This is a genomic window from Mesorhizobium sp. B2-1-3, from assembly GCF_006442495.1.
Classification (GTDB): Bacteria; Pseudomonadota; Alphaproteobacteria; order Rhizobiales; family Rhizobiaceae; genus Mesorhizobium.
Genome location: NZ_VFWL01000002.1, coordinates 1 through 16,061, shown reverse-complemented (window position 1 = coordinate 16,061; position 16,061 = coordinate 1). Strand labels below are relative to the sequence as shown.

Below are 16,061 nucleotides of genomic sequence, written 5' to 3'. Positions count from 1 at the left end.
GGGAACGTAAAGGGAACGGGCGGCGTGTCCGCACGATCACCCGACGGCGTGCGGATCGTTCTCCAGCAGGATCGGCTTGCCGTGCGGCGTGGCATGCGCGGCGCGCTCCCAGGCCCGTGCCATTGCATCGACATCGGGCTTGGCGGCCAATCCTTTCGACGCCAGCAGCGCTTCCAGCGCCGCCAACCAATGTTCGTAATAGTCATGGCCGTCAGCCCCGGCGCCGGGTTTCTTCACTTCGGCCGACAGTGCCTGCGCCCACTCGCTCCACGAAAATAGGCCCTTGTCGTGCAGCGCCACCGTCATCGCGAAGGCTTCGGCCTGCCAGGGCTCGGCGAAGACGGGCGCATCGAGGCCGGCGGGCAGACCGGCAGGCCCGTTCGCCTCAGGCCGGTTCAAGATAGCTCTCCCAGGCATCGATGGACACGGTCAGCGTCGGATCGGCCCCGTCGCCCCAGATCTCGGCTCCGTCGAAAACCACCGTATAGACCCATTGCGGGTTCTCGCCCTGCCCATGCGCGTTGGTGTCGGGGAACACAAAGCCGTCGCGCACCGCTTCGATCCTCCCATGCTTGCCGCGCGCGTAGCGCGGCAGTCTGGTGTGGCCGATCGGATTGAAATTCCTGGTCCGCACGCGGTCGCCGGCCCTGAACCGCGGCGCCGTTTCGACCGGCCGGTTACACGGAGCGCCCTTGGCAAGCACTGCCGGAACGTCATGGGCCTTCAGCACTCTTTTGGGCGTCGCCGCCGCATCGATCGCCTCGCCTGCCTTGAGATCACGCTCGCTGACGAAACCATGGCGCTTGAGCAGGGTTTCCAGCGCCTTGATCCAGATCTGGTAGTAGCTGGAGGCATAATAGTCGGCCGGATGCAGCGATTCCCGCGCATGCCGGCTCTCATCGATATTCCAGGCGCCCATGGCGCCGGCGGTGAGCGTCACGCCGAGCGCCCGCCGCTCCCAGTCGGTATGGAAATACGGCTCGTCCCGTTCCGGCGCCACCGGCCCGAATCCCATCTGTCCGCCGACATCCTGCGGGCCGTTCATGCCGGATCCCCCGTTTTTTCCGGTTTTTGGGCTAGCACAGTGCCGATCATCGCATCGCGGCTTACCAATTCGGACAAGCGCTCCTCACTCCAGCCTTCGGTTCCTTGAGGCCGCATCGGGACGACGAGATGGCGCAACTCCGCGGTCGAATCCCAGACGCGTATCTTTGTCGAGGCCGGCAGCGTCAGCCCGAATTCCTCAAGCACGCCGCGCGGATCGATGACCGCGCGCGAGCGATAGGGCGGCGCCTTGTACCAGACCGGCGGCAGGCCGAGCACCGACCACGGATAGCAGGAGCACAGCGTGCAGACGACGAGATTGTGAGTCTCTTCGGTGTTGAACACCGCCTGCATGTGCTCGCCTTGCCGGCCGGTATAGCCCAGCGATCCGATCGCCGCCGTAGCATCGCGCTTCAGCCAGTCGGCAAAAGCGGGATCGCTCCAGGCCTTGGCCACCACCCTCGCGCCGTTGCGGGGACCGATCTTAGTCTCGTAGGTATCGACGATGACATCGATCGCGGCCGGATCGATCAATCCCTTGCGGGTGAGAATGGTTTCCAGCGCGCGCACGCGGGCGGCAAACGGATCGAGTTCGTTGTCGTGGTCATGATCGTGGGACATGGTCATAAACTACGGCTGGGATCCGCCGGCCGCAAGCATGACGACTTGGGCCAGTGGGCGCGACGCGGATACACTACTCCGCGGCCGTCTTTTGCGGCTCGCCTCGGATTTCGTCATCATCGTCGAACAGCGAAGGCTGATCCTCCGCTTCGACCAGATGCAATTCGGGCTTGCGCTTCGGCATCAGCCCGACCAGCCAGCCCGAGAAATTTTCCATGTAGACATAGATTACCGGTGTGACGAACAGCGTCAGCGCCTGCGAGGCGAGCAGACCGCCGACAACGGCGACGCCCAGCGGCTGGCGCAGCTCCGCGCTGGCGCCCGTGCCGAGCGCGATCGGGAACGTGCCCATCAAGGCGGCCAGCGTCGTCATCATGATCGGCCGGAACCGCATCAGGCAGGCCTTGTGGATGGACTCGGTGGCCGACATTCCTTCTCGTCGCAATTCGAGCGCGACGTCGACCATCATGATGCCGTTCTTCTTGACGATGCCGATCAGCATCAGGATGCCGATCACCGCGATGACGGACAGGTCCATGCCGGCGAAGCGCAAGGCGACAACCGCTCCCAGCACAGCCGATGGCAAGCCTGTGAGGATCGTGAGCGGATGGATGAAGCTCTCATAGAGAATGCCAAGCACGATATAGATGGTCAGGATCGCGCCGCCGATCAGCAGGCCCTGGTTGGCGAGCGAATCCTGGAAGGTCTTGGCTGTGCCGGCAAAGCTGGTCGAGATCGTCTCCGGCATGCCGATCTGCTCCTTGAGCGCATCGATGCGGCTCACGCTGTCGCCGAGCGCCACGCCTTGCGGCAGATTATAGGAGATCGTCACGGCCGGAAGCTGGCCGAGCTGGTTGACCGTCAAGGCGCCGGCCGTGCGATCGACCCGGGCGAAGGCGCCAAGCGGAACCAGGGAGCCGCTCGCCGTCCTCATCTGGATGGCCAGCATCCGCTCCGGCGACCACTCGATCTTGGGATCGAGCTCGGTGATGACTTCGTAGCTGTCGGCGGAGCCGAAGATCGTCGAAACCTGGTCGGTGCCGAACCCGCCATAAAGCGCCGAGCGCAGCGTGTCGGTGTCGATGCCGAGCTGGGCCGCCTTGTCGCGATCCACCACCAGCGTCGCCTGCAGCGCATTGTTCTGCAAATCGCTGGTGACGTCGGTGAAGGTCGCATGATCGGCCGCCATCGCGTCATTCAGTTTCTGCGCCCAGATGTCTGTCTGGCCGGTGTCGAGGCCCTGAACCACGAGCTGGTAGGCGCTGGCAGACGAGCGCGAACCCAGCCTCAGATTCTGCACAGGCTGCATGTAGGTCTCGATGCCCGCGACGCCGGCCAATTGCTTGCGTAGATCCGCAAGCACCTTCTCGATATTGGGCCGCTGGTCCTTGCCCTTGAGCTGGACGAAAAGCTGCCCCTGGTTGAGCGCATTGTTGCCGCTGCCCGCCGACCACGCAACATGGTCGACATAGGGCGAATGCGAGAACACGCTGGCCACCTGCCCCTGCAGCTTTGCCATGGCGTCGAACGAGATGTCCTGGCGCGCAATGGTCGTCACCGATATCTGGCCGATATCCTCCTGCGGGAAAAAGCCCTTCGGCGAGACCTCGATCAGCCACACCGACGCCGCCGCGGTGCCTATGAAGACCAGGAACACCAGGAAAGTGTGCCGCAGACAGAAGCTCAGGATCCGGTCGTAGCCGCGGGTGATGAAATCGCGCCTGTGGCCATCGCCATGCGCCTCGCGGTCGGCCTTGGTCACCGACAGCAGCCGCGAGCACAGCATCGGCGTCAGCGTCAGCGACACGAACATTGACGCCAGGATGGCGACCGTCACCACGACGGCGAACTCGTTGAAGATGCGCCCGATGACGCCGCCCATCAGAAGCACCGGGATGAACACGGCCACGAGCGAGATCGAAATCGAGATGATGGTGAAGCCGATTTCGCGCGCGCCCTTCAGCGACGCATCGAACGCCGACAACCCATCCTCCTCCATATGGCGGAAGATGTTTTCCAGCATCACGATGGCATCGTCGACGACGAGGCCGACCGCGAGCGTCAGGCCCATCAGTGAGATGTTGTCGATGGAAAAGCCGAACAGGAACATCGCGCCGAGCGTGGCGATCAACGAGATCGGCACCGCCACGGCCGGGATGATGGTCGCCGTAACGCGGCGCAGGAACACGAAGATCACCATGACCACCAGTGCGATGGTCAACAGCAACGTGAACTGCACGTCGTCCACGGCCTGGCGGATCGAGGTCGAACGATCGTTGAGCAGCTTGATCTGGGCGGCGGCCGGCATCTGGTCCTGGAAGGACGGCAGCATCGCCTTGACCTTGTCGACGACGTCGACAGTGTTGGCGTCGGGCTGGCGCTGCACCGCCATGATGATCGCGCGCGTGCCGTCATACCAGCTCGCAGTCGTCGTGGTCTGCACCGAATCAACGACGCGCGTCACCTCGCCCAGCCGCACCGGATGACCGTTCTTGGTGGCGATGATGAGGTTGGAGAATCCGGCGGCGTCAGTCAGCTGCGTATTGGCCGTGATCGTCAACTGCTGTTTGTTGTTCTTCAGAACGCCCAGCGGGGTGTTGGAGTTGGCGGATGCGATCGCCGCCTGCAGCTGGTCGATCGAAATGCCGCGCGCGGCAAGCGCGGTCGGGTCGATCTGGATGCGGACTGCATATTTCTGCTGGCCGAAGATGGAGACCTGCGCCACGCCGTCGATGGTCGACAGCGACGGCGAGATGACGTTTTCGGCGAAAGCATCGAGATCGGTCAGCGGAACCGTATCGCTGACCAGCGACATCAAAAGGATCGGCGCGTCGGCCGGATTGACCTTGCGATAGCTCGGCGGCGAGGTCATCTGCGGCGGCAGCGATCTTTGCGTGCGCGCGATCGCTGCCTGCACGTCCGCGGCCGCGGCATCGATGTCGCGGTTGAGCACGAACTGGATGGCGATCGAGGTCTGGCCGAGCGAGTTGGTGGTCGAGATCGAATCGATTCCGGCAATGGTGGCGAATTGCTTGATCAGCGGCGTCGCCACCGACGTTGCCATCGTTTCCGGCGAGGCTCCGGGTAGCTGAGCCGAGACGTTGACGACAGGGAATTCGGCACTGGGCAGCGCGGCCACCGGGAGGAACTTGTAGGCGAAAAGCCCGCCCAGAACGAGGGCGAACGACATCAGGAGGGTGGCGACAGGCCTGCGAATGCAGAACTCGGAGATCATTGGGCCGCCTCGCCGGCCTTGTCCGCTTGCGCGATCTTGGGTGCTGCCTGGTCGCCGGATCCGGCGGATGCCTTGCCTTCGTGCACGGCAGCCCCGTTCTTCAGTCGCGTCTGGCCTTCGATAACAACCTTCTCGCCGCTTTTCAGGCCATCGCTGATGGCGGCGCTCTGACCCACGGTCAGCGCCACTTGCACCGGCCGCATTTCGACTGTGTTGTCAGGCTTGACCACATAGACGAACGGCCCCTTCTGGCTGGGCTGCACCGCGACCGTGGGGACGGACGTCATCTGCGGCATGATGCCGGCGTCGAGCACGACATTCACATATTGGCCCGGCCACAGCGACAGATCGGCGTTGGGTATGCTGGCTCGCGTTGCGATGGTGCCGGAAGCGGTATCGACGCTGGAATCGACGAAATCGAGCGTGCCCTTGCCAATGGGTGTCGGGTCGCCGTCCTGGGTCAGGGTCACTGCCCCTTGCTGTGGCTTTGCCAGTGCCTTGTGCAGCAGCGCAAGGTTGCTTTCGGGCAGGTTGAAGTTCACCTGCAGCGGATCCATCTGGGTGATGGTGACGAGCGGGGTCGAGGTGCTGCTGCTGCCATTGCTCGTGGTCACGAGATCGCCCACGGCAACGTTGACCGCGCCAAGCCTGCCGGAAATCGGCGCGGTGATCCTGGCAAAGCCAAGCTGGACATTGTCTGCATCGATTGTCGCCTTGTCGGCATCGACAGTCGCTGCCGCCGCCTTCTGCGCGGCAACGGCCTGGTCGTAGGTCTGCTGCGTACCGGCCTGCTTGGCGACAAGATCCTTGGCGCGCTGAAGATCGGAATTCGAACTGGCAAGCAGCGCCTGATCCTTGGCGAGCGTCGCCTGATCCTTGGCGAGCTGCGCCTTCAAGGCACGGTCATCCAGCGAAAACAGGAGATCGCCGGTTTTCACCATCTGCCCGTCCTTGACGTCGATCGACACGATCTGGCTGGACACGCGCGCGTTGATGCTGACCACGGCGGGAGAGGAGACGAAGCCGATGGCGTAGCGCCGGACCGGGAAATCGGCCGTCGTTGCCGTGGCCGAGATGATCGAGGCCGAACGGGCGCCAGTGCCGCCAGCCGCCTGCTTGCCCCCTGCCTGCGGATCCTGGCTATCCGACGCCGGCTTGTCCGACGCGACCTGATTTACACCGATGATCTGCCGGGCCCTGCTCAGCGCATCGGGAGACAGATAGAGCCAGGCCGCGCCTGCGCAGGCGACCGCAAGCAATGAAAGAATGACTTTTCCACGCATCGACAAAAGACCCTCTCCGTCCGACACGCCATAGCCAGGTGGTCGTATTCTAGCTCAAATCACGACGCCCTGCCGCGATTTCGCTGAATAGATAGGACAGGGCTTTGGCGGAAAAGGGCCAAAACACGGCATTACGAAGATTTAATGTGCACTGCACAATGGATGGGCTGGCCACCATGATCGCGTGCAAAAGGCGGATCGCGACCCTGGACAACTCACCGCAGCATCGGCCAAAGCGTCACGGCCAGCAACACGCCCATGGCGATGTTGAACCATTTCAGCCGCACTGGATCGGACAGGAAACCGCGCAGCGCCGTGCCGAATCCCGCCCACACTGAAACACTCGGCAGGTTGACGATGGTGAAGGCCACCGAGATCAGCGCCACCGACAGGAACGGATGCTCCGGATTGGAGTAGACGGCCATGGCGGTGATCGCCATCACCCAGGCCTTGGCGTTGACCCACTGGAACGCCGCCGCCTCGATGAAACGCATCGGACGCGCCTTCGTGTCGCCTTTGCCGCTGAGCGAGCGCGACATGGCGATTTTCCAGGCAAGGTAGAGCAGATAGGCGGCGCCGGCGATCTTGAGCGCGGTGTGCAGCGCCGGGAACGCCGTCAGCACGGCGCCAAGACCAAGGCCGACCGCCAGCAGCAAGACAAGAAACCCGATGCTGATGCCGAACATATGCGGCACGCTCCTCACCAGGCCGAAATTCACACCTGAGGCGAGCAGCATCAGATTGTTAGGCCCGGGCGTGATCGAGGTCACGAAGGCGTAGACAAGCAAGGCGAGGAATGCGTCGAGCGACATGATATCCTCCCAGATAAGCCAGTATTATTGTCTCTTCCAACGACCGCACAAATGCCACCCTCGGCCGGTGGCCGATCCCGTCGTCACGCTGTGGAGAAACTTACCGGTGCTACATCCCCTGCGGGCCACGGTTCATCGCCGCCACGCCGGTGCGGCAGATTTCGACCAGGCCGAGTGGCTTCATGATGGCGATGAACTGGTCGAGCTTGGAGCCCTTGCCGGTGATCTCGAAGATGAAATGCTCGGTGTTGGCGTCGATGACGCTGGCGCGGAAGGCGTCAGCCAGCCGCAGCGCCTCGACGCGGGCTTCGCCGGTGCCGGCGACCTTGACCAGCGCCAGTTCCCGCTCCAGCGGCCGCTCCTGGCCGAACTCCTGCGAGCGCACGGTGAGGTCGACGACGCGGTGGACCGGCACGATGCGCTCGAGCTGGTGCTTGATCTGCTCCAGCACATGCGGCGTGCCGCGCGTTACGATGGTGATGCGCGACAGATGTTTCTCATGCTCGGTTTCCGAGACCGTCAGGCTCTCGATGTTGTAGCCGCGCCCGGAAAACAGGCCGATGACCCGGGCAAGCACGCCCGGCTCGTTGTCGACCAGCACTGAAAGCGTGTGGTTCTCGGGCTTTTCCGTTTCCTTGGCGATGAAATAGGCGGAGCCGGTCGGTTGTAGCTGTGCGTTCATGATGTGAATCTCGACTTCAAACTCTTGGATCTAATCTCTGTTTACGCACGGCTTCTCGCGACAGCCCTGCCTCTGTCCGCTGCTAAACCAGTTCCCTGCCCTTGGCGTCGATGGCGTTGGCCACCGCTTCGTCCGTCGCCTCGTCCGGCAAGAGCATCTCATTGTGCGCCTTGCCCGACGGGATCATCGGGAAGCAGTTGGCGAGCGTCGCCACGCGGCAGTCGAACAGCACCGGCTTCCTGACCGAGATCATCTCCTTGATGGCATCGTCCAGCTCGTCCGGCTTGTCGCAGCGAATACCGTGGCCGCCATAGGCTTCGGCCAGCTTGACGAAATCAGGCATGGCTTCGGTGTAGGAATGCGACAGCCGGTTGCCGTGCAGCAGCTGCTGCCACTGCCGCACCATGCCCATATACTGGTTGTTGAGAATGAAGATTTTGATCGGCGCGTCGAACTGCACCGCGGCACTCATCTCTTGCATCGTCATCTGCACCGAAGCGTCGCCGGCGATATCGACGACCAGCGCGTTCGGATGCGCGATCTGCACGCCGAGTGCCGCCGGCAGGCCGTAACCCATCGTGCCGAGCCCCCCGGACGTCATCCAGCGGTTCGGCTTCTCGAAATGGTAGTGCTGCGCCGCCCACATCTGGTGCTGGCCGACCTCCGTCGTGATGTAGGTGTCCATGTCCTTGGTCAGGGCATAGAGCCGCTGGATGGCATATTGCGGCATGATCACGTCGTTGTTCATCTTGTAGGCGAGCGAATCGCGCCCACGCCATTTGGCGATCTGCTCCCACCAGGGATAGAGCGCCTTCTTGTCGGCCTTGGCGGTTGCCCGCCACAGCCGCACGAGATCCTCCAGAACCCGGCCGACATCGCCGATAATGGGCACGTCGGTGTGGACGTTTTTGTTGATCGAGGACGGATCGATGTCGATATGGATCTTCTTCGAGTTCGGCGAGAACGCGTTGAGCCGGCCGGTGATGCGGTCGTCGAAGCGCGCACCGATGCAGATCATCACGTCGCAATCATGCATGGCCATGTTGGCTTCGTAGGTGCCGTGCATGCCGAGCATGCCGAGCCAGTTCTTGCCCGATGCCGGATAGGCGCCGAGCCCCATCAACGTCGAGGTGATCGGGAAACCGGTGAGGTCGACCAGTTCGCGCAGCAGATGGCTCGCTTCCGGACCGGAGTTGATGACGCCGCCGCCGCTGTAGATGATCGGCTTCCTGGCACCGGCCAGCAGTTCGACCGCCGCCTTGACCTTCTCCAGGTCGCCCTGCACCTTCGGCTGATAGCTGGTGCGCGGCGCGGTTTGCGGAGAAACATAAAAACCCTTGGCGAACTGCACGTCCTTCGGGATGTCGACCACGACAGGACCGGGACGGCCGGTGGTGGCGACATGGAAGGCCTCATGAATGGTTGCGGCAAGCTCGTTGACGTCCTTCACCAGCCAATTGTGCTTGGTGCAGGGGCGCGTGATGCCGACCGTGTCGCACTCCTGGAAAGCGTCCGAACCGATCAGCGAGGTCGGCACCTGCCCGGTCAGGCACACCAGCGGGATCGAATCCATCAGCGCGTCCTGCAAAGGCGTCACCGCGTTGGTCGCGCCCGGACCCGATGTCACCAGCATGACGCCTGCCTTGCCGGTCGAGCGCGCATAGCCCTCGGCCGCGTGGCCGGCGCCCTGCTCGTGCCTCACCAGGATGTGCTCGACGTCGTCCTGCTGGAAGATCTCGTCATAGATCGGGAGAACCGCGCCGCCCGGATAACCGAAGACATGCTTGACGCCATTATCCTTCAGCGCCTGCACCACCATTTCGGCGCCAGTCATTTCGCGCCGCTCGCTCTGTCCGTTGCTCATCGGTTTGGTCCCGTACTGTCCGCCATCTGGCGATTTGCTGGTCGTTTAGTCGTGTTTCAGGCAATAAAAAAGGCCCCCGAGGGAGCCTGTGTGTTGCGCATGGGAGGTTTTCGCCCGGCGGTTACACCGCCTTGCCCACGCGCCTTCCTACGAGAATGAGTGCCTTTTTCATGGTGGCGAACCATAAGGGTGAAAGCAGCCGTTCGTCAATGGGGTCGATTCCGCTTTCATGCCGGCTTGCCCGGTGCATGGCACGAAGCAGGCGCACGCCGTCATTTAGACCCGGCTCGACGCCGGGTCGCTGGTCAAACCTCTGAAAACAAAGCGAACTATTTGGCGACGTGACGCGGCCCATGGTTTGCCGCGATACTGTCCAAGGCCGGACCCCAAGCTCGGCAAAGGCAGCTCGCAACGAGGCCGATCAACAAAAAAGCGGAGGAAACTGATGCTCGACAAGGCCCCGAACAGGAAGCTTTCCGACCTTCTCGAACGATTTGGCGCGGCCCTTGCCGCCGGCGACGTCGACAAGGCGGTCGAATGCTTCCGGGAAGATTGTTATTGGCGCGACCTCGTCACCTTCACCTGGAATATCAAGACCATGGAAGGCCGCGATCAGGTGCGTGACATGCTGGAAAGCCAGCTATCGAAGACGAAGCCATCACATTTCGCCATCGCCAGGGGCGAGGACGCGACCGAGGCGAACGGGGTGATCGACGGCTGGATCAGCTTCGAGACGAATGTGGCGCGCGGCTTCGGCCATATCAGGTTGAAGGACGGCAAGATCTGGACGCTGCTGACCACAATGGTCGAGCTGAAAGGCTATGAAGAGCCGGCCGGCTTCGCCCGGCCCATGGGCGCCAAGCACGGCTCCGGCAGGAACCGCCCGACCTGGAAGGAAGAGCGCGAGAAGGAAGCGGCCGAGCTTGGCTTCAAGACGCAGCCCTATACGGTCATCATCGGCGGCGGCCAGGGCGGCATCGCGCTTGGCGCACGGCTCCGGCAGCTCGGCGTGCCGACGATCATCATCGAGAAGAATGAACGTGCCGGCGACAGCTGGCGCAAGCGCTACAAGTCGCTCTGCCTGCACGATCCGGTCTGGTATGACCATTTGCCCTACATCGATTTTCCCCGGAACTGGCCGGTTTTCTCGCCCAAGGACAAGATCGGCGACTGGCTGGAAATGTACACCAAGGTGATGGAGCTGAATTACTGGTCCTCAACCGAGGCCAAGAGCGCTTCCTACGACGAGGAGAAGAAGGAATGGACGGTTGTCGTCCACCGCGACGGCAAGGACATCACGCTGAAGCCGAAGCAGCTGGTGCTGGCCACCGGCATGTCCGGCCGTCCCAATCTGCCGAAGTTCAAGGGCATGGAGAATTTCAAGGGCGATCAGCACCACTCCTCCAAGCACCCCGGCCCCGACCAATATGCCGGCAAGAAGGTTGTCGTCATCGGCTCCAACAATTCCGCGCACGATATTTGCGCAGCACTGTGGGAAGCCGGCGTCGACGTCACCATGGTGCAGCGATCGACCACCCACATCGTCAGATCCGACACGCTGATGGATATCGGGCTTGGCGCGCTCTACTCGGAGCAGGCGGTGCAGAACGGTATGACCACCGCCAAGGCCGACCTCATCTTCGCCTCCTTGCCCTACAAGATCCTGCACGAGTTCCAGATTCCGCTTTATGAGAAGATGAAGGAGCGCGACGCGGCGTTCTACAAGGGCCTGGAAAAGGCGGGGTTCATGCTCGACTGGGGCGACGACGGCTCCGGCCTGTTCATGAAATATCTCAGGCGTGGCTCCGGCTACTACATCGATATCGGCGCTTCGCAGCTGATCATCGATGGCGCCATCAAGCTCAAGAGCGGCGTCGATGTGGCCGAGATCAAAGAACATTCCATCCTGCTCAGCGATGGCACCGAACTGCCGGCGGACGTCATCGTCTACGCCACCGGATACGGCTCGATGAATGGCTGGGCGGCGGAGCTGATCTCAAAGGAGGTTGCCGACAAGGTCGGCAAATGCTGGGGACTCGGCTCGAACACCACCAAGGATCCCGGCCCATGGGAAGGTGAGCAGCGCAACATGTGGAAGCCGACGCAGCAGGAGGCGCTCTGGTTCCATGGCGGTAACCTGCACCAGTCGCGCCATTATTCGCAGTTCCTGTCGCTGCAGTTGAAGGCCAGGCAGGAAGGCATTGCGACGCCCGTCTATGGGCTGCAGCAGGTTCACCACAAGGGATAAGCCAGATCGTGGCGAAAAACCGAGGGAGGCGCGGTTTTGGACCGCGCCTCCCTTTCCTGATCGGTGCGATCGGCTACGCCGCCTGGTCGGCCGCGAACCGCGCCACCACGCGTTCTAGCAACGGCACATAGTCGCGAAACGTGCGCGTCCTCATGTCGGCGACCTTGCCGCCCTCGTCCCAGATGCGGACGCGCACCGCCTCTTCGTGAAACGGGTTCTTGCGGAACCCGGCCACCTCGTCCGGGCTCATCGGCCCGCCCTGCAACGACAGCGTATGAACCGAAGCCGGCGACAGCTTGTCGAAATAGGTCGGGTCGGTGGCGCAGAGATAGCGCTTGGCCGAGACATGCAGCCTGACGCATTCGACGATGACCGGCGGGAAGAACGGCGCCAGCACCTCGCCGCCGGCCTCGTCATGGTGCTTGTCCTCGACGTCATCGGGCGAATAGGTACCGAACTCGCTGGTGTAGTGGCCGATATCGTGCAGCAGGGCTGCTGCCACCAGTTCTTCCGGCGCACCATCCTGCTCTGCGAGCCAGGCGCCCTGCAGCATATGCTCGGACATCGTCACCGGCTCGCCGAGATAGGATTCGGCTCCCCGGCGCTCGAAGATATCGGCGATGAATTCGACGATGTTGCCGGCGTTCAGATCATGTGCGTTCATTCCGCCGCCTCCTTGAAACCGTGCTCGATCGCCGCCAACGTCGACAGCAGGCCGTCCTTGTCGGCATAACAGCCCTCCAGCCAGCGTTTCCCGGTTCCCGAAAACGCCTTGCGCGCATGCATGACGCGGGTGTTGTCGACGATGAAGGCCTGCCCCGGCTCAAGCTTGAACGTTACTTCGAAAGCCGGATCCTCGATCAACTCCGCAAAGCGGCGATAGGCGGCGTAGTAGGCATCCATCTCGGCGAAAGGCACGTCGATGGTCGGCGCCAGCGAGCGGTTGTTGAAGCGGATGCAGATCAGTTCGCCGTCCGGCCCGAGTTCGATCATAGGCCGCTTCGCCTGCAGCCGCACGCCGGACGATCCGGCATATTCGAAACGGGCAGGATGCGAACTCAGGAGTCGGAAGCCTTCGGGATTCTCGGCCTGCAAGGCGGCCGCCACGGCGAACCCGTCGACCACGCTGGACTCACCACCCTCCACCGTGTTCTCGATACAGGACAGGATCTGCAGCGTCGGCACCGGGTCGCGATAAGGATTGTCGGTGTGCGCCTGGAGGCCGAGATTGGTGTAGGCCAGATTGTTCGGATTGACCTCGGCGCGCACTTCGAACCAGCGCCCGTAATTGGTCTCCCTAATGTAGCCGAACAGGTCGGAGACCTTGCACAGAGCGCCGGATTCGGCCGGCAGTCCGTCCATCACTGCAAAACCGTAGGCCCTCACCGCCAAGAGCCATTCCCGCAGCACACTGCGGCTGCGGCTTGCCTTCGGATAACCGGCGCGCGGCACCGAATTCTGCATCGTCGCCCTTGTCCAGCGCTGCACCGCGTCGGCGGTCCATCCGGACTGACGGGCCTCGGCGCGATCATAGGCATTGGCTCGAAGCCACGCCTCGGGAAAGCTGACCGTCTTCTTCTCGGGCACGAATCTGATCTCCACGGCATTGCCCTTGATCGAAGCGGCACCGATCCGCGTCTCGGCTGGAATATCGAGGATGGTGATCAGTCGCTGGCCGTTGCCGGCGCTGCGTGTCTTGTCGTCGAGTGCGTTGTCGCGAAGCCACATGGCATGGAACCGGCAGCGCGTCCCGTCCTTCCAGCCCAGTTCGATCATTCTTCCTGCGTCGCCTATCAGCGCATCGGTCAACATAGAGATGTTCCTGTCCATTGCGCCCCGCAGTCCGCTCAGCGGGGCCTCGATTGCATGTTGATCGAGCGGAAGGTATAATTGAAATTATCATTTTTCGGTCAATGGCTGGAAAACCGTAATGGCTGCGAGAACCGTCCCCACATTGCCCCCGCTCGACTGGCTGCGCAGCTTCGAGGCAGCGGCGCGACTTTCGAATTTTACGGCGGCCGCCGCCGAGCTCGGCCTGACCCAGGCGGCCGTCAGTCAGCATGTCCGGCTGCTCGAGGATCGGCTGAAGACGCGTCTGTTCTCACGGCTGGCGCGGGGCGTCGCACTGTTGCCGGAGGGCGCCGCCTACTTGCCCCACATCCAATCAGCCTTCGCCACCATCGGCAGCAGCACGGCGGAACTGTTCGAGCCCCGCGCCGTCGAGACCGTCACCTTGCGAGCGCCGATCTCTTTCGCTTTGCTGGTGCTCGTTCCGAAGCTGCCCGACCTTGCCAAGGCGCTGCCGCGCATCCATGTCGACCTGGTGACGATCCATCGCCCGACCGACTATGACCTGCCGGGCTCAGCGCTGGACATCCGTTTCGGCAACGGATCCTTTCCCGGACGCCTGGCCGACAGGCTGACCGCCGAGCGGCTTGTGCCGGTGGCCGCCCCGGCCTTGGCCAGTGATGCCGACTGGACATCCCTGCCGCTGCTCCTGGTCGCCGGTGCGCGCGAGATGTGGGCGGAATGGTTCGCCGCGGCGGGATTGGCCGGTCACCCCAGGCGCTCGCATCGCTTCGACAGCTTCGTGGCTGCGATGGAGGCTGCGCGAGCCGGCGCGGGCGTGCTTCTGGGCTCGCGGCCGCTGATTGACGCGGCACTCGAAAGCAAGGCCCTGGCCAGGCTTTCCGATTTCGAGTTCCCGAGCACATCGGGGCATTTTCTGACCAAGGCACCGATCGCGCGACTGACCGGTGCCGAGCAGGATTTCCGCCAATGGCTGCTGTCGCGCCTCGGCGAGCCATCTCCGACATGACGTTCACCGGCCGATGCGCTTCCAGTAGATGAGCGTGCCGGTCAGCCCGCCATGGGGCTTCAATGCATAGCCCGGTATTTCCCCGGTCAGCGTGAAGCCCAGCCTCTCATAGAGCCCGGACGCCCCCTCTTCGGTCGCCGTATCCAGAACCAGAAGCGTGCGGCCCCTCTCCACCGCAAGGGCCTCGGCCGCTTGCATCAGGCGGGTCGCCACGCCTTTGCCTCGACGATCGAGGCGCGTCATCAGCTTGGCGATCTCGGCCCGGTGCGGCTGGTTGGGCGGACAGTCGAGCAGCAGCGTGACCGTGCCGACCAGCGTGTCTGCCTCCCACGCGCCAAGCACCACCCGCTCACCTCTTGCGGCCGCCGTCAGCGACGTGTCCCAGAACCTGCGGGCGGTTTCCGGCGCCAGCGGATGCATGAAGCTCACCGACCCGCCCGCGGCAACCGTTTCGACCAGAAGATCGCCAAGCAACGCCTGTGTCCGCGCGTCCTGCGTCAACATTCTGATCTCGATGGAATGCATGCTCGTTCTGCCTGGCTGAGATGGAAGGATCGATACGGTCGAACGGGCGTCAATCGAAAGCGCTGAATCGCTTTCCCTTGCGCGCCGCCTTGATCGCGGCGATGCGTTCGGTGTCCTCTTCCTGAAGGTGGCGTCCGCGTTCGAGGAGTTCGAGCGTGTATTCCTCATAGGTAAGTCCCAGCCGTTCCGCCTTGTCCACGCGCATCAGCATGACGTCGCGGCTCGGTGCTTTCCACGCCTTGGCATGCGCGGCCTGCCAGGCCAGGAAAATATAAGGATCGCCCTTGCCCCATGGCGGCCCCTTGTAGTCGTCGAGCGGCGGTCCCCCATTGTGGGAGCGCTTTGGACGTCTCGGCATGATGTCAGGCCCTGACCAGCGCGACGAGATAGTCGGCGCCCGCCTCGAGTGCATGGAAGGTGCAGTCCGACGGCGCGCCGAGCGCCAGACAGTCGCCGGGCTCGAGCCTGTGCACCAGATCGCCCTCGGTGAATTCCAGCCGTCCGGAGATCAGCCATATCTGCTGTTTGATGAAGGCGTAGGATGCCGCGGGCAGGCTGACCTTGGCGCCCGCCGGCAGATGAACCCTGATCAGTTCGAGCGGCATGTCGCCGGCCGGCGAAAGATGCCGCCTGACATAGCCGGTGTCGGGATCCCGCCAAACGGGCTGGTCGCTCGCCCGCAGCAAGCCCCCACCCTGCAATTCCGCGCGTGCGATAAGGGTCGACAGCGTCATGCCGAAGGCGGCGGCGATCCGCACCAGGAGCGCTGCCGTCGGGCTGGTTATGCCACGCTCGATCGTGCTCAGCATGGCTTTGGAGACGCCGGAGCGCTCGGCGAGTTCGGCCAGGGACCAGTCCCGTATCGTCCTCTCGGCGTGTATCCGCCTGCCGATTGTCGAGGAGATGTCGTTCGCTATATCATCCATTCG

The 16,061-nt window shown here is 63.1% G+C and carries 15 protein-coding genes; 2 read left to right on the top strand and 13 right to left on the bottom strand.

Annotated elements, in window-relative coordinates; genetic code table 11:
* Positions 1-36 precede the first annotated feature (36 nt).
* The 8 genes from FJ973_RS04600 to FJ973_RS04565 form a co-directional block, all read right to left on the bottom strand.
* Positions 37-399, bottom strand: coding sequence for a nitrile hydratase accessory protein (locus tag FJ973_RS04600; RefSeq protein ID WP_181167329.1), 363 nt, complete (start codon positions 397-399; stop codon positions 37-39).
* Positions 386-1,045 carry a nitrile hydratase subunit beta gene (nthB, locus tag FJ973_RS04595; protein WP_140554982.1) on the bottom strand — a complete coding sequence of 220 codons (660 nt, stop codon included), beginning with the start codon at positions 1,043-1,045 and terminating at the stop codon, positions 386-388. Before nthB ends, FJ973_RS04600 begins: the two co-directional genes overlap by 14 nt.
* On the bottom strand, positions 1,042-1,665 hold the full coding sequence (gene nthA / locus FJ973_RS04590) for a nitrile hydratase subunit alpha (RefSeq protein WP_140554981.1): 624 nt from the start codon (positions 1,663-1,665) through the stop codon (positions 1,042-1,044). Before nthA ends, nthB begins: the two co-directional genes overlap by 4 nt.
* 73 nt (positions 1,666-1,738) lie before the next feature.
* Positions 1,739-4,900, bottom strand: coding sequence for an efflux RND transporter permease subunit (locus FJ973_RS04585; protein ID WP_140554980.1), 3,162 nt, complete (start codon positions 4,898-4,900; stop codon positions 1,739-1,741).
* Positions 4,897-6,183, bottom strand: a complete 1,287-nt coding sequence (locus FJ973_RS04580; RefSeq protein WP_140554979.1) for an efflux RND transporter periplasmic adaptor subunit — start codon at positions 6,181-6,183, stop codon at positions 4,897-4,899. Before FJ973_RS04580 ends, FJ973_RS04585 begins: the two co-directional genes overlap by 4 nt.
* A 215-nt stretch (positions 6,184-6,398) precedes the next feature.
* On the bottom strand, positions 6,399-6,995 hold the full coding sequence (locus FJ973_RS04575) for a LysE family translocator (protein WP_140554978.1): 597 nt from the start codon (positions 6,993-6,995) through the stop codon (positions 6,399-6,401).
* Between the two features lie 109 nt (positions 6,996-7,104).
* Entirely contained in the window at positions 7,105-7,677 is a 573-nt protein-coding gene (gene ilvN, locus FJ973_RS04570; protein ID WP_023676680.1) for an acetolactate synthase small subunit, read from the bottom strand.
* A gap of 82 nt (positions 7,678-7,759) precedes the next feature.
* Positions 7,760-9,541 carry an acetolactate synthase 3 large subunit gene (locus FJ973_RS04565; RefSeq protein ID WP_140554977.1) on the bottom strand — a complete coding sequence of 594 codons (1,782 nt, stop codon included), beginning with the start codon at positions 9,539-9,541 and terminating at the stop codon, positions 7,760-7,762.
* A gap of 445 nt (positions 9,542-9,986) precedes the next feature.
* On the opposite strand from FJ973_RS04565, the gene FJ973_RS04560 reads away from it, so the two are divergent.
* Positions 9,987-11,789 carry an NAD(P)/FAD-dependent oxidoreductase gene (locus FJ973_RS04560; RefSeq protein WP_140554976.1) on the top strand — a complete coding sequence of 601 codons (1,803 nt, stop codon included), beginning with the start codon at positions 9,987-9,989 and terminating at the stop codon, positions 11,787-11,789.
* Positions 11,790-11,862: 73 nt separating this feature from the next.
* Here FJ973_RS04560 and FJ973_RS04555 read toward each other — a convergent pair whose 3' ends face one another.
* Both FJ973_RS04555 and FJ973_RS04550 read right to left on the bottom strand, forming a co-directional pair.
* Positions 11,863-12,453, bottom strand: a complete 591-nt coding sequence (locus tag FJ973_RS04555; RefSeq protein ID WP_140495362.1) for an HD domain-containing protein — start codon at positions 12,451-12,453, stop codon at positions 11,863-11,865.
* Positions 12,450-13,601: a gamma-butyrobetaine dioxygenase gene (locus FJ973_RS04550; protein WP_140554975.1), complete on the bottom strand. Its 1,152-nt coding sequence runs from the start codon at positions 13,599-13,601 to the stop codon at positions 12,450-12,452. Before FJ973_RS04550 ends, FJ973_RS04555 begins: the two co-directional genes overlap by 4 nt.
* A gap of 118 nt (positions 13,602-13,719) precedes the next feature.
* On the opposite strand from FJ973_RS04550, the gene FJ973_RS04545 reads away from it, so the two are divergent.
* Positions 13,720-14,607 carry a LysR family transcriptional regulator gene (locus FJ973_RS04545; RefSeq protein ID WP_140554974.1) on the top strand — a complete coding sequence of 296 codons (888 nt, stop codon included), beginning with the start codon at positions 13,720-13,722 and terminating at the stop codon, positions 14,605-14,607.
* 3 nt (positions 14,608-14,610) lie between these two features.
* Here the strand turns inward: FJ973_RS04545 and FJ973_RS04540 are convergent, their stop codons facing one another.
* Genes FJ973_RS04540 through FJ973_RS04530 form a run of 3 tightly spaced genes read right to left on the bottom strand, consistent with a single transcriptional unit; the run spans position 14,611 to position 16,058 of the window.
* A complete protein-coding gene (locus tag FJ973_RS04540) occupies positions 14,611-15,132 on the bottom strand; it encodes a GNAT family N-acetyltransferase (protein WP_140554973.1) in 522 nt (173 codons plus the stop codon).
* Between the two features lie 49 nt (positions 15,133-15,181).
* The gene (locus FJ973_RS04535) at positions 15,182-15,490 is read right to left on the bottom strand and encodes a hypothetical protein (RefSeq protein ID WP_140516495.1); all 309 of its coding nucleotides are present in this window, start codon (positions 15,488-15,490) and stop codon (positions 15,182-15,184) included.
* 4 nt (positions 15,491-15,494) lie between these two features.
* Positions 15,495-16,058 (bottom strand): XRE family transcriptional regulator, encoded by a 564-nt coding sequence (locus FJ973_RS04530; RefSeq protein WP_140555380.1) that lies wholly within the window; start codon positions 16,056-16,058, stop codon positions 15,495-15,497.
* Positions 16,059-16,061: the final 3 nt, after the last annotated feature.

What these genes read in the sequence shown, in the direction of transcription:
- nthB (WP_140554982.1), bottom strand. Translation starts at nt 1,045, where the DNA reads ATGAACGGCCCGCAGGATGTCGGCGGACAGATGGGATTCGGGCCGGTG.
- FJ973_RS04540 (WP_140554973.1), bottom strand. Translation starts at nt 15,132, where the DNA reads ATGCATTCCATCGAGATCAGAATGTTGACGCAGGACGCGCGGACACAG.
- FJ973_RS04550 (WP_140554975.1), bottom strand. Translation starts at nt 13,601, where the DNA reads ATGTTGACCGATGCGCTGATAGGCGACGCAGGAAGAATGATCGAACTG.
- FJ973_RS04575 (WP_140554978.1), bottom strand. Translation starts at nt 6,995, where the DNA reads ATGTCGCTCGACGCATTCCTCGCCTTGCTTGTCTACGCCTTCGTGACC.
- FJ973_RS04585 (WP_140554980.1), bottom strand. Translation starts at nt 4,900, where the DNA reads ATGATCTCCGAGTTCTGCATTCGCAGGCCTGTCGCCACCCTCCTGATG.
- FJ973_RS04535 (WP_140516495.1), bottom strand. Translation starts at nt 15,490, where the DNA reads ATGCCGAGACGTCCAAAGCGCTCCCACAATGGGGGACCGCCGCTCGAC.
- FJ973_RS04530 (WP_140555380.1), bottom strand. Translation starts at nt 16,058, where the DNA reads ATGGATGATATAGCGAACGACATCTCCTCGACAATCGGCAGGCGGATA.
- FJ973_RS04560 (WP_140554976.1), top strand. Translation starts at nt 9,987, where the DNA reads ATGCTCGACAAGGCCCCGAACAGGAAGCTTTCCGACCTTCTCGAACGA.
- FJ973_RS04580 (WP_140554979.1), bottom strand. Translation starts at nt 6,183, where the DNA reads ATGCGTGGAAAAGTCATTCTTTCATTGCTTGCGGTCGCCTGCGCAGGC.
- FJ973_RS04565 (WP_140554977.1), bottom strand. Translation starts at nt 9,541, where the DNA reads ATGAGCAACGGACAGAGCGAGCGGCGCGAAATGACTGGCGCCGAAATG.
- FJ973_RS04545 (WP_140554974.1), top strand. Translation starts at nt 13,720, where the DNA reads ATGGCTGCGAGAACCGTCCCCACATTGCCCCCGCTCGACTGGCTGCGC.
- FJ973_RS04555 (WP_140495362.1), bottom strand. Translation starts at nt 12,453, where the DNA reads ATGAACGCACATGATCTGAACGCCGGCAACATCGTCGAATTCATCGCC.
- nthA (WP_140554981.1), bottom strand. Translation starts at nt 1,665, where the DNA reads ATGTCCCACGATCATGACCACGACAACGAACTCGATCCGTTTGCCGCC.
- ilvN (WP_023676680.1), bottom strand. Translation starts at nt 7,677, where the DNA reads ATGAACGCACAGCTACAACCGACCGGCTCCGCCTATTTCATCGCCAAG.